The 14221-nt window shown below is 40.5% G+C and carries 9 protein-coding genes; 6 read left to right on the top strand and 3 right to left on the bottom strand.

Translation table 11 applies throughout. The features are described from left to right. Window position 1: 1 nt before the first annotated feature. Genes LY11_RS18480 through LY11_RS18495 form a run of 4 tightly spaced genes read left to right on the top strand, consistent with a single transcriptional unit; the run spans window position 2 to window position 9192 of the window. Window positions 2-1405, top strand: coding sequence for an aspartate aminotransferase family protein (locus LY11_RS18480; protein WP_111635126.1), 1404 nt, complete (start codon window positions 2-4; stop codon window positions 1403-1405). 1 nt (window position 1406) lies between these two features. Beyond that, window positions 1407-2552: a thioesterase domain-containing protein gene (locus tag LY11_RS18485; RefSeq protein WP_170132718.1), complete on the top strand. Its 1146-nt coding sequence runs from the start codon at window positions 1407-1409 to the stop codon at window positions 2550-2552. Window positions 2553-2563: 11 nt separating this feature from the next. After that, entirely contained in the window at window positions 2564-8449 is a 5886-nt protein-coding gene (locus tag LY11_RS18490) for a glucoamylase family protein (protein ID WP_111635128.1), read from the top strand. Between the two features lie 47 nt (window positions 8450-8496). Then, window positions 8497-9192: a thioesterase II family protein gene (locus LY11_RS18495; RefSeq protein WP_111635129.1), complete on the top strand. Its 696-nt coding sequence runs from the start codon at window positions 8497-8499 to the stop codon at window positions 9190-9192. A gap of 8 nt (window positions 9193-9200) precedes the next feature. Here LY11_RS18495 and LY11_RS18500 read toward each other — a convergent pair whose 3' ends face one another. Further along, on the bottom strand, window positions 9201-9899 hold the full coding sequence (locus LY11_RS18500; protein ID WP_111635130.1) for a LytR/AlgR family response regulator transcription factor: 699 nt from the start codon (window positions 9897-9899) through the stop codon (window positions 9201-9203). Window positions 9900-10184: 285 nt separating this feature from the next. On the opposite strand from LY11_RS18500, the gene LY11_RS18505 reads away from it, so the two are divergent. Further along, complete coding sequence (locus LY11_RS18505) at window positions 10185-10715, top strand: UpxY family transcription antiterminator (protein WP_111635131.1); 531 nt, start codon at window positions 10185-10187, stop codon at window positions 10713-10715. A 35-nt stretch (window positions 10716-10750) separates the two neighbouring features. Here the strand turns inward: LY11_RS18505 and LY11_RS18510 are convergent, their stop codons facing one another. Then, window positions 10751-13183, bottom strand: coding sequence for an outer membrane beta-barrel protein (locus tag LY11_RS18510; protein ID WP_111635132.1), 2433 nt, complete (start codon window positions 13181-13183; stop codon window positions 10751-10753). 34 nt (window positions 13184-13217) lie between these two features. Then, window positions 13218-13556, bottom strand: a complete 339-nt coding sequence (locus LY11_RS18515; protein WP_111635133.1) for a hypothetical protein — start codon at window positions 13554-13556, stop codon at window positions 13218-13220. 113 nt (window positions 13557-13669) lie between these two features. On the opposite strand from LY11_RS18515, the gene LY11_RS18520 reads away from it, so the two are divergent. Further along, window positions 13670-14218, top strand: coding sequence for an RNA polymerase sigma factor (locus tag LY11_RS18520; RefSeq protein ID WP_111635134.1), 549 nt, complete (start codon window positions 13670-13672; stop codon window positions 14216-14218). Window positions 14219-14221: the final 3 nt, after the last annotated feature.

Consider the following 14221-nt stretch of genomic DNA (forward strand, 5'->3'; position numbering starts at 1 on the left):
CATGAGTAAATTTACAGAATTTCATTTGTCAGAAAATGCCCGGATGCTATCTTCGACAATCCCTGGCGAAAAATCCAAAGTATTACTGGATTTTCAGCGTGCCCATGAAGGGAGCATTGTTTCTTATCCCATTGAAATGCCTATTGCTATTTCGCATGCAAAAGGCGCTATCATAGAAGATGTTGATGGGAACAGGTTTATCGATTTTTTCAGTGGTGCTGGTGTACTCAACGTAGGGCACAGCAATCCATATGTACTGGAGTATGTAAAAGAACAACAAGAAAAACTAGTACATGCACTGGATTTTCCAACAGAGAACAGGATGCAGCTGGTAAAAAAAATACTGAAGCAGATACCCGCTGAAATACGCGATGAGTATAAAGTGAGCTTTTGCGGCCCTACCGGCTCAGATGCGGTAGAAGCAGCCATTAAACTAGCCAAACATTTCACAGGCCGGGGCGGGGTGTTTGCATTTCAAGGCTCCTATCACGGAATGACTTCCGGAGCCTTATCCGCAACCAGTAATGTGAAATTGCGATCACGTTTACATTCAATGGTTCCCGATATTACGTTTATTCCCTATAGCTACTGTTACCGATGCCCATTTGATAACAACAAAAAATCCTGCACTTTTAATTGTGCAGATTATTTTGCCAGCTTGCTTGAAAACCCACATTCCGGTTATGATAAACCTGCTGCTATTATCCTGGAACCTATACAGGGAGAAGGAGGGTCTATTGTACCCAAAGATGGCTTCCTGGAAAGGATCGTAGAAATATCCCACAAACATGGCATTGTGGTTATTTTTGATGAAGTACAAAGCGGCTTTTTCAGAACGGGTGATTTTTGGGCCTTTCAGAAAGATAATGCGTTTCCTGATATTATCACTATGTCGAAAGGATTAGGGGGAATTGGTTTCCCGATCTCTGCTATTATATATAATAAAGCTATCGAATCATGGGGCCCGGGTGACCATATCGGAACTTTCAGAGGAAATCAGGTAAGTATTGCTGCGGGCAATGGCGCTTTTGATTTTATTGAAGAATACGGGGTCACTGATCATGTAAAGGACATGGGGGAATATTTGTTGACTAAACTTCATGCGCTCAGTGAAGTTTTTAGTGGCATTGGTGAAGTAAGAGGCCGGGGCCTGATGATTGGCATTGAGTATGTGACAGACCGTGTCTCCAAAACGCCTGACCCGGCTATTGTGAAAAAAATACGTGCCCAATGTGTTAAAAATGGTCTTTTATTCGAAATAGGCGGCCATTACAATAATGTTATCCGTTTTCTCCCCTCATTAATTATTAACCGCACGATTATAGACAATGCGATGGCCATTTTTGAAATGGCCAATACTGAAGTACTTGCTGAATCAACTTTACCTGAAATTAACCCGAACTAATATGCCTGCTATAGATTTGATTAAAGTTCTCGACCTGCTGACAAGGTACGGGAAACAAGGGATTCGTATCTCGCTTTCAGCTAACGAATTGCTAATAAAATATCCAAAAAACAATCCGGTAACTGATGAAATTATTGAAGAACTCAAAGCAAACAAAGAACATTTGCTTGAATATTTCAGATATTATGATAGTGAGTTCAGGTTTATGGACGATGCCGTACAGCCGCCGGAATCCTTTGCAGGATTGTCCGGACTTAAAGAGCCTGAGAAAGTACTGAACAGTCATCTTTTGTTGCTGAACCAGCCGAAAAAAGAAGTGCCAGTTTTTATGTTGCCCGGCTCGGGAGGTAAAAGCGGAGCCTATCAGGAGCTCGCCAATTGTTTGAATGACCAGTATAGCATATACGGTCTGGAAATGATGGGAACACAGAAGGGCGAAACACCGCTGAAAAGTGTGCCTGAAATTGCTTCATTGAATATACAATGGATCAAGAGCTTACAGCCACAAGGACCGTATCGTTTTATAGCACATTCTTTCAGTGCATATGTGGTGTTTGAAATGACTCAGCAGCTGGAACGCGAGGGGGACGCTATTGAGTTTATTGTCGTGCTGGATCAGCAGATAAAAGCACTTTCAGGTTTATGCGATGCACCTGATGAAGTAAATGATGTTGACGTTGTGATGGGACTGGCCAGTGATTATTTCGCCAGCTTTAAAATCCTGAGCCCGCCTTATCCCGATTGGGCCAATCATTTAAAAGCACAACTGGAAACCATACCACTTCACCGGATGATGTCATTTATTTCCGAAACTATTATTGAACATCTGCCGCATACCGCAAAAATAGTAGAGTACGTGGCCAGGCTCGTAAATATCAGGGTATATAATGACACTATGGAGTATTACCCTAAAGGAACTATCAATACAGCGGTTATTGTATTTAAGGCTATGGATAATGAAGAGAAAAATCCCGATGAATTTCTTGGATGGGACCTGTTTTCTCCTACAGTGGAAGTGTACGAGGTGCCAGGTACTCATCATAATTTAGTAGATGGCGATAACGCTGTTGAAATCGGCCGTATATTAAAAACACGTATTGATCTGGCTGAAAATGCCATTTTATCAACCAATCAGACTAAGGCTTAATTTTATTGAGTATGCACAGTTTTCCTCCAGAGATTTTACGGTTTTTATCCGGTAAAAAGAGTTTACAACAGCAGTTGAACAAAGTTCAACAACGTCAAAACGACTCTTTAAGCAGCACAGAAGAGCAAATAGATGCGTATCAAAAAACAGTAGCGTCATTACCCTTGATTGCAGGTCAGTTTGTGAAACCATTGTCAAAGAAACTATCGGCCAGCGCTGAGGTCCTGCAGGAAGTCCATGAACTGTTGAATACGCTGGCGCAGCAAAATACACAGTTATTGCAAAGCCGGGATCTTTTGCAAACAAGCTATAATATAATCCGGGACCAGGTACATAAAACAAGAAGGTTGCTGGTGCTGGTAGAAAATGATTTGCCTGGTGTGGACCATTTACTTTATGGCCGTGTGCCCCGTGTATATGCGCTTTGCAACTGGCTGGTTCAGCATACTAATGCAAAGCTGGACCCTGTTAACCTGGTCACATTAATGCACATGTGCCAGCAAACTTCAGGCCTGCATATCGCAGAGCTGAAAGCGGTAAGGAGTATGTTAAAGTTGGCACTGATTGATAATTTGCAGCAAATAGCAGTGCGTATGGCTGTCTCAGCAGTGGATCTATGGATGAAAAAGCCTGCCGGAACAGGAGCTGATACCGCAGATAAAATTATGTTCAGAAATATTATCAGCAGCCTTCGCGTACTGGATACAATTGACTGGCATACGTTTATAGATCATGTAAACGTTATTGAACCTATCTTAAATGAAGATCCGGCAGGGGTATACCACCTGATGGATTTTTATACGCGTGAAAATTATCTTGCAGCAATAGGTGATATTGCTAAGCGGTCAAAGCTGCCGGAAATGGAAATAGCAAAAAAAGTAAATGCTTTTTCCAGGCAAGCTTCACCCGAAACACCCGCGTCCCATGTCGGCTATTTTTTGATAGGAGAGGGCCGCTGGCAACTCGAAGAAGCATTAGGCATATCTGGCCTTGGCAGGAAAAGTGCAAAACATACTTTTATAAAAACTTCGCTTACCGTTTATCTGGGAAGCATTTTAACGCTTACTTTGCTGCTGACTCTTCTTGTGGGTATACCTGTCTTTTACAGTCATTCAGGCGCATTTTTACTAACAATAACTGTTGGATTGCTGCTCATCGTAATGGGTGGCGTAGCCAGGCTTTCTGCCGATACAGTAGCAGGAGCAACTGTAAAACCTTCCTTTTTGCCCCGGTTCGATTTTTCAGAAGGCATACCGGAAAATTGTGCTGCTGTGGTGGTGGTGCCGACTATAATTACCAGCGAAGCTAGTATTGAAACGCTGATTTATGCGATTGAAGTTAGGTTTTTGGGCAACAGGGATGAGAATCTTCGTTTTGCCCTGTTAACTGATTTTGCTGATGCTGCCGCAGAAAGACTGCCAGCTGATACCTTGTTGCTCAACAAAGCAAAACTTTGTATTGATTCACTCAATGCCAAGTATAGCCAGGATGGTAATACTTATTTTTATCTTTTCCACCGGCCCCGTCAATGGAATGCCCAGCAGGGTGTATGGATGGGCTGGGAGCGAAAAAGAGGTAAATTGATGGCACTTAACGCATTACTGCGGGGGCATGGTAAAGAATATTTTGAATATATATCTGAGCATACAGACCTTTTACAAAGTGTGAAGTATGTCATCACATTAGACTCTGATACGCAGCTGCCCAGAGATACTGCCTGGAAAATGATCGCCGTTATGGCACATCCGCTGAATGCACCTGTATACAGCGAAGAAAAGAAAAGAGTCGTGGCTGGTTATGGTATGTTACAGCCCAGGATAGGCATGGATATTCGTGGAATGAGTGACTCTTATTACCAGCATATACATAGTGTTATGCCAGACATCGATCCTTACACTTATTCCGCACCTGATATTTACCAGGATCTTTTTGGTGAAGGATCATTTGTAGGGAAGGGTATTTACGAAATTGATACCATCATCAAGGTTATACATCACGTTTTACCTGAGAACAGGATATTAAGCCATGATTTGCTTGAAGGCTGTTATGGTCGTTCTGGTTTGCTTAACGATGTAACCTTATATGAACGTTCGGTGAATTACTGGGCGGATGTAAAACGCCGCCACCGCTGGGTTAGAGGGGATTGGCAAATTGCATCCTGGGTCGGTTTAAATGTACCTGGAGCCAGTGGGAAAACCAGAGTACGTAATCCGCTATCAGCTTTATCACGCTGGAAAATACTGGACAACTTGCGGACCAGCCTGGTACCTGTTGCCCAGTTGGTTTTATTATTACTGGGATGGCTGGTGTTGCAATTACCGTTGTATTGGACAGTTATTGTTGTGTTGACGAATTTGTTTCCAGGTATTTTGATTTTGGGAAAAACAATAGTTGAAAAACCTGCACAGATACTCTCGCTGAAATATTGGAAACATTGTTTTAACGAAGCATCCGGGCGTTTTTTTATGGGTATATACAGTATTATTTGTTTGCCTTACGAAGCCTGGTATGCCTTTGATGCTATTGTATTGCGTACCGGATGGCGTGTATTGATCTCTCATAAAAAAATGCTCGAGTGGACTGCTTCCGATAGCCATCAAAAAGATGATGATGCAACTGTTGCCCATATATATTTACGGATGTGGGCAGCACCAGTAACAGGTGTGGTGGCAGGGTGTATTTTGTGGTTGCTGAATATAACCACCTGGTGGCATGCAATGCCATTACTGTTACTTTGGATAGCTTGTCCTGGTGTAGCCTGGTACATGAATTGTTTTCGCAAAACCAAGGATAGTAGCCTGAGCTCAGCACAGGAAGCATTTATCAGAAGAATTGCCCGCAAAACATCTGCTTATTTCGAAGAATATGTAAATGAAGAACATAACTGGCTGCCACCAGACCATTACCAGGAATATCCTCATCCAAAGCAGGCAGCTTATACATCGCCGACCAATATTGGACTTGCCTTATTATCCTGTTTGACAGCAAATGATTTTGGGTATATGACCCAGGGGCGGCTTCTGCAAACTACAACTGGTACTATGCAAACCATGGCGAAACTGGAACGCTATAAAGGTCATTTTTACAATTGGTATAATACAAAGACATTGTTACCGGCAACACCCCGTTATGTATCTACTGTTGACAGTGGAAATCTGGCCGGACATTTATATGTTTTTAAACAGGGAATTAAAGCATTAGGTGATAAACCTGTGATTAGTGAAACGCTGTTTACAGGGCTCTATGAAACCATTGGTATTTTAAATGAAGCTTTTATAAAGCACCAGGGCCTACTATATGATTATTCTTTAGTTTCACCCGGTGAGCCTCTGGCAATCAGCAATCTGCAGGATGGTTTTAAATATTTGCAAGGCGTATTACAGTATGTACGGCAGACAGACTTTCAGGCACAGCAACAAGGGGAAACAATTTATTGGTGGAAAGTACTTAACCGTCAATGTAATGATATAAGTGAAGAACTATTATTGCTGGCTTCATGGCTTCAGTTACCCCCGGCACCGGCAGGCTATGAACACCTCCTCCCGGTTGCATTTCCCGTATTAAATGAGCTGGCTGCATACGAGTTACAACCAGTTGAAGTAAATGATATGGCAGATGAAGAGTGGTTACAGGCATTACATAATTGCAGGGTCCAGGCAAAGCAGGTGGCCACCAAACGCTTGCAGGCCATAGCAACCACGTTTCAACACTGCACTGGTTTTGCTGAAATGGAATACGATTTTATTTACAATAAACCGGAGCAGCTGCTGGCCATTGGCTACCATGTAGAATCAGATTGCCCTGATACAGACTGTTATGATATGCTCGCTTCTGAAGCAAGGTTAGCTACCTTTATTGGTATTTGTCAGGATAAATTGCCTGTGAAAAGCTGGTTTGCGCTGGGCCGTCCACTGGTAAGCACGCAAAATACCTGCACACTATTATCTGCTAACGGTACCATGTTTGAATACCTTATGCCATTGCTGGTCATGCCTGCGTTTGAAAATTCTTTGCTTCGTCATGCCTGCGATGCTGCTGTTCAAAAACAAATTGACTATGGAAACAAGCATGGTGTGCCATGGGGCATATCTGAATCAGGTTATGGCATGCTCGACAGCAGTGAAAACTATCAGTATAAGGTGTTTGGCATACCGGGCCTTAGTCTTAAACATGACAATGCAAGTAATGAAATGGTAATTGCACCCTATGCGGCTGCTATGGCACTCATGCTGGCTCCGCAAGCTGCCTGCCAAAACCTGGAGAAACTGTCTTCCTTTGGCTTTGAAGGCCGTTATGGTTTCTATGAAGCAATTGATTATACACCTGCTGTGGATCAGGCAGCAGAACCATATAATATAGTGCGTTCATTTATGGTCCATCACCAGGGGATGAGCTTGCTTGCTTTTAGTCACCTTTTATTGCAGCAGCCTATGCAAAAACATTTTATGAACGATCCTCAGCTTGAATCATCTTTATTATTATTGCAAGAGGGGCTGCCCAAAGATATTTCTTCTTATTTGCAGGAACCGGATACTGCCGGTCATTCAGAAAAAATAGCTGAAATAACTTTACCGGATCAAACAGATGAACTAGCTGTACAACAAGGTCAGCCTGGCATGGAACCGAAAGTACACCTGCTTTCAAATGGTAGTTATCATTTAATGCTGGGAGGAGAAGGAAATAATTTTTGCCGATGGGGCCGAAGTTTGTTGTCTGGAAACAGTGAACAAACGGTTCCCGATGCGGGTATGTGTTGCCTTATCAATGACCTGGAAACCGGTACCAGTTTTATTGCATCGGTTTCTTTACCTGCTGATGAAGATAAAAATAAGATGGTTTTTAACCAGGGGCACACCGATGTTTATCAGCGAATGAACGACTTGGAGATACATACCCGTGTTATTGTAGCACCAGAAATAGATGTAGAAGTAAGACATCTGAATCTTCACAATCGTTCAGCGCATGCAAAAACACTTGAATTATACAATATATGTGAACTGGTACTGGAAACTGGCAGCCGGGAAACCGGGACAGATTTGTTTTGTCATAAAGAAGTTCTTCACGATGAACAGGCTATTATCAGCAGTAACCAATTTCTTATACCACATCAACAGCAGCCATGGATATTTCATACTATAACAGTACATACTGGAAAAGTATTACATACAGTTTATGAAACAGAGCACGTACATTTACCCGCGGCAGGTGCTAAAACAACGATCTTACCTAATGCTACAGCGATCGGTTGTAAGCTGTTTCTGGAACCTGGTGAATATATTGTTTTAACTATTTGCAGGGGGGCTGCTGAAAACAGAACTGCCTGTAAAGCATTGATCTCGCAATGCCGGCAACCAGATTTTAGCTACCAGCTTATTACGCAGACTTACCGCCATAATTTAGTAGTTTTACAGCGTATTAATGCCGTGGAAAGTGATTTGCAATTGTGCAATTTATTGGCGGCGGAAGTTCTGATCACTGGAAATATGCAATCAAACCCTATGTTTGGTTACAAAGGCAGTCCAGATCAGCAGCCGATGGTCATATTGCGTATTCACAGTTGCGACCATATAGAAGTAGTTGCCAAAATGATACAGCTGCATGCCTACTGGCATCTGAAAGGCTGGCCGATGCAGCTGGAGATTTGGAATGAAGACAACAGCATTTACAGCTCTTTCCTGCAGCGGCTGGTGATGGAGCTAATTACCAGTGGTATAGGTGCCGAAGCTGTTAACCGTAATACTGCCGGTATTTTTGTGAAATATAATGATATTCTTTCAGAAGAAGATTATGCTGCAATACCCACAGCTGCCTGTGTAATAAATGCTGAGGAATGGACAGACTGGAATGGCCGTCTTAATCGTCAGCCAGAAATATTGATGGATGTATTAACTGACTGATCTTTTTCATATATTAAAAAGAACAAATAATTATTAAATAATGTGTTATGCCTAAGCCTACTTTGTTGATGCTGCATTTTGCAGGTGGTAATTGTTATTCGTTTAATCCTTTTAATTCCTTTTTTAAAGAATTTAACCTGGTAATACCTGAATTGCCTGGCAGAGGCAAGCGTATAAATGAAGCCTTACTAAAAGATTTTGAACTTGCAGCCGAAGATCTTTTTCAGCAAGTAATAAAAATGGTTCAAGCACCAGAATACCTGATATTTGGGCATAGTATGGGTGCTGCAATGGCATTAAAATTGGCAGGCATGCTGGAAGGTGCAGGCAGACCACCCGCTGCCATTATCGTTAGCGGTAATGCAGGTCCGGGAACAGGGAGAAAAGAAAAAACATATTTGCTTGACGATGCTGGTTTTAGAGCAGAATTGGAAAAGCTGGGCGGCATTTCGCGCCAGGTGTTTGATGACGAAGAATTGTTTAGTTTTTTTGAGCCAATTTTACGGGCTGATTTTGAAATTGTAGATAAACAACCACTTCACGTCGCCCCTGTAAATGTACCCGTTTATGCAGTGATGGGCAGTGAAGAAGAGACGGTTTCCAAAATACATAATTGGGAAAAATATACTACTGCAGGATTTGACTATGAAGTTCTTTCAGGTAATCATTTCTTTTTATTTGAACACAGCGGGCGAATTGCAGAAATAATTAAGTCATGTTATCATAAATATGCACTATCCTAAAACCGGACCTATATTTTATTCATCAGTTCTTTTCTGAAAAATCCTCCAATAGGAATAATATGGTTGCCTTTGATCGTGATCTCATTGCCATTGATGACTTCTACAAATTTTAAATTAACTATAAATGATTTATGAGAACGTAAAAATAAAGAAGGGGGCAATTTTTCAAGGATAAGTTTTAAACTTGTATAAATAGTGTAGACTTTCTCTGACTGTGTATGGATCTTGACATAATTACTTAAACCTTCAATATGTGTGATCTCGTCTGTGTTTAATTTTAAATGGTTTTTTTTATTATCAGGCTGAATGAATATAAAGTTATTTACAGGCTCAATTGGCGCAGTATTTTTCTTCGCATATATTTTGTCCAGCGCCTGAAGGAACCGCTCATAACTGATAGGTTTCAAAAGAAAATCAATTGCGTTGGCATCATATGCCCGGTAAGCATAATTTTTAAAGGCAGTTGAGAACACAATCTCCGTTTTATCTCTGATCAGATATGATAATTCAATACCTGATAATTCAGGCATTTCAACATCGAGAAAAGTAATATCCGGTTTAATTTCTTTGGTTGAGATTTTTCTTAAGGCTTCCAGCGGATCGGTTTCTGTTCCAATTAATTCAAGACCAGGAGTCTGTTGTACATATTTCGCGAGAACTTCAATTCCGTGTAGTTCATCGTCAATAATATAACAAGATCTTATCATAGATTTATTAAAAGTTAAAGTCCTGTTTTATGGCTTAAATAGCATTTGCAGGGCCGGTAATATATGATTATTTCCTGAAATCAACCGATCGTCCCTATGGATAGGACAGGCTTTTTGAATATAAAAGAAGACACATAAAGTCACATTGCCAAAATCCACATTTGCATAGATTATGGGTGCATTGATATAATTTGTTTAGGATAAATTCATTTAGCCAATGACTTCGGCTAATTTTAGAATTGAAAATAACTAGTGGAATTCACTTTTTAACTTCAATCCTAGCTTATGACGAACGTAGTTGCAAACAAATGGCACATTGTTTACACAAGGCCTAAAAGTGAGAAAAAAGTCGCTGCACAATTGGATGATCTTGGTGTCAACTATTTACTGCCCCTGAGAAATGAAACCCGCAATTTGAAAGAGCGGAAAAAAATAGTAAATACTCCGCTTTTTCCATCTTATATTTTTGTGCAGCCAATTAACAAAAAAAGCTATTTTGAGATATTAGATCTGCATACAGTTGTTAACTACGTTAAAGTCGGAAAAGATATTGCAGTCATTCCCCAGTCTGCCATTAACAACCTCAATATCTTGATTAGTCAGAATTGTGCTATGGAGGTTACTACGGACCGTTTTAAAGTCGGCCAAAGTTTGCTCATCAATGAAGGGCTGTTCAAAGGCCTGCTTTGCGAGGTGGTCAACATTGCTAAAAAAGATCTTATCCTTGTGCGGCTGGATGTATTCAACAGACACCTGTTAATTGATATTCCGAAGTACATGTTTTCAGAAATGACAACCGGATCATCGAGCAACTAGCAGTAAAGTAAATGAATTGGCAATAACCTGAGCGCTTAATTGGCAAGGTCATTATTTCTAATTGATCTTTTACTTTTATTGACCCCATCGTTAAGACCACCAAACTTGTAGTTCAGACTAATGCCAAATGAGCGGTAATAATCCATAGCGGTATAAACCTGGTTGAAATCGGGGCCAAATGTGTGGACGGTATTATTCCTGTATTTGTTGAATGGGTTTTTGACCTGGGCTGCAAATACCAGTTTGTTTTTGATCAGCTCTTTATTTACGCTGAAAGCAGTGCCGACAAAACCATTTGAGTACCCCTGCAGACCCGTTGGGTTGCGGCTAATCACATTCAGACTGGCATTTACTTCCCATCCCTTGTTGAAATGGAATCCGTTTGACAAAGACAGGGAATACATCAGCCTGTTGTTATTTACAATAATACCGTCAGCCATTCCCTGCAACCACAGGTATATAGCATTACCATTCAGGCTCACGTTATAGACCTTACTGACCGGATAGGAAACCGACAGGTTACCGCCCAGGTTACTGGACTTACCAGTGTTTGCATAACTCGTACGGGTTATTTGTGTCTCAGGATCAAAGTCGACTACCTGCAGGTCAAGGTTTTTCATGAACGAATAATCCAGCCCTATATTTAAAGATAGTTTTGCATTATTGCCATATCCAATATGTATATCGTTTACCACTACCGGACGCAGCTCTGGATTTCCGGTGGATTCAAAGTTGGGGTTTGATCGGTCAATATATGGGTTAAGCCTGTTTATACCTGGCCTTCTGATACGTTGGGAGAATCCAAAATTCAGAGAAGTCCGGTCACTGAAGTTTTTATTTACAGCTATAGATGGCAGCAAATTGATGTAATTTTGATCCGCTACAGTATTGGTACTCGTAAAATCGGCCCTGATTGCAGTACCCTCTAACCGTAAACCGGCATTAATGTTCCAGGTCCCTAAATTAGCCTGGTAACTGTTGTAGGCGCTAAAAACATTCTGGTTATTGGTATATTGGTTTGATAGGGCAGGATCTGTCTCAAATTGGCCAGTGTCCTGGTTAAAGGCATTATATCCGAAATCACTACGACTGGCCCGCAAGATGCCTTTTACTCCAGCCTCGATATTTATCTTTTTAACGGGCGTTACAAAGTCAACCTGGAAAGTATGCTCATTAAATTTTTGCCTGTCGTTCTGTGTATAATCTGGCGAGTTAAAATTAACCGGCTCTGAAATTGCTACATGCCCATCACGATTATTCTGGTTATCAGAAAATTGATAAGAAAAAGTTAATAATCTATTTTTAACAGCTTTGAAGCCAATTTGGTAATTGATAGCTGCATCCAATCCATAGCCCGTTGCTTTATTGTCATTAAGCAGATTGTATGCTTGTATCGTTGAGGCATTTCCGGTTAAATCAGAAATTTCTGATCTATGACTGTTTGTCCGGTTGCCATTCATATTTAGCTGGGCCGAGAGCAGGTGAAGTGAATCGACCTCAAAACTCATTTCTGTGCCAAAATAAGCAGTTTTGTTAGTTGATTTATTAAAGCCTTTCTGTGACAAACTCGTAGGGTTCGTGCCAAAGGTTAATCTGCTGTTAGTGAAATTTGTTTGCGGATTGTCCCCTGTGCTTGCGCCGCCAAAAGCCGAAATAACGAACTTGCCGCTTTTAGCAGTAAATGACCCCCCAAGGCTGGGCCCGCCAACCGGAAAGTTTTCGCTTGCATTGATTGAGCCGCTGTATCCGTTATTTATCTTTTTAAAGGTGATAATGTTAATGATTCCTGCCAAACCTTCTCCATCATATTTTGAAGGTGGGATGGTAATTACCTCTATTCTCTCAATGGTGGATGCTGGCATACTTTTAAGTATCGCATTCAAGTTATTTTCTACACTTGCAGAAGGCCTCCCATTAATTAATACTTTAAAGCTTGAATTACCTTTTAACAGGATGTTATCGTTACCATCCAGCGAGATATAAGGGATTTTGTGCATCATTCCCAAAACACTATTTGATTTACTTTCAGGGTCCGCTTGCAGATCGTATACGATTCGGTCGGCTTTCTGCCTGATAATAGGTTTGCTGCCTGTGATAGCGACTTCCTTTAAATTGTTAAGCTGCTGCTTCATTTTGATCAGGCCTAAATCAGAATCTTTTTGCAAATCAACCGAAAATGTTTTCGGCTCATAACCAGTTGCCAGAATTTTGATTTGATATTTCAATGAATTAAGCAAAGAAAAAGTGAATGAGCCATCTTCCTTTGTTACACCTGCCATGATAGTTTCGCCTTTATCATTATCCATCTTAATCGTCACAAAAGATAATTTATTATGCGTAACTGAATCAATTACAATACCTTTTAATATCAATTGACTAGTATTGGTTTGTGCCAGTAAGTTATTGGTTACCAAGATCAAAAAAGTAAGCAGCGAAATTATCTTTAGGATGTGATGTTTGTTTTTCATAGTAATATAGGATGATCTGAGAATAGTAAAGGGATTATTTATTGCGATTATTACGGATAAACAAGTAGTAAAGAAAGAATCCTGCAGCTACAAAAACGAGTTCAACTCCATAAGGAAGCGGCGAATCTTCAGCACTGTAAGGGATAAACTGCATAACGATCAAACCCAAACCAGTTGTCATCAGAATAATGGCCCATTTCATGGATTCTGTACCGAAACCAGATAAGTGCTGTAAAAATTTAAGCCCTGTTTCATCTAAAGGTCCTGCCTCTATGATGCGTTTCTTTAAACGGTAGTTATATAATGCAAGAATAAACATTGCAATTACGATAAAGAATACGATTACGATTATAAATGGCATTAATTGTTTCATGATATTTAATTTAAATGATTCTGATACAGTAGTCGCAGAAAATAATGCAACGGTTGCAAATATTTTTGTTTATTTTTTGCAACCGTTAACTGGTGATACCTGACTACTATTATATGTTTGATGAAAAGGAAATTGTTTCTAAAATATTAAGAGGGGATTTCCGTGCTTTTGAATTATTGGTGGGGCAATACCAAAAGCTGGTTTTTTTTGTAGTAAACCGCCTGGTGCACCATCTGCAGGATAAGGAAGATATTTGTCAGGAAGTTTTTATCAAAGTTCATCTGGCTCTTCCTAAGTTCCAGTTCCAATCAAAGTTATCGACGTGGATAGCGCGTATTGCCTATTTGACGACCGTCGATCACCTTAAGAAGAGTAAAACTGAGCTGCTGGTAGATTATCCGGAGAGTATAGACAATTATCATTTTACGGATGACAGCCCGGAATTGGAACTGATGAAAAAAGACACTGCAGCTTATGTTAATAAACTGATAGAAAAAATGCCACTACAATATAGAACTGTTTTAACTTTATATCATTTAAATGAGTTTACCTGTCCCGAAATTGAACAAATTACCGGAATACCTGAAGGAACTGTTAAAAGTCACCTATTCAGGGCGCGCAGAATCTTGAAGGAGAAAATTGAACATGACCTTAAAAATTAACTA

Origin of the sequence: Pedobacter cryoconitis (genome assembly GCF_003259615.1) — a bacterium.
Taxonomy (GTDB): domain Bacteria; phylum Bacteroidota; class Bacteroidia; order Sphingobacteriales; family Sphingobacteriaceae; genus Pedobacter; species Pedobacter cryoconitis.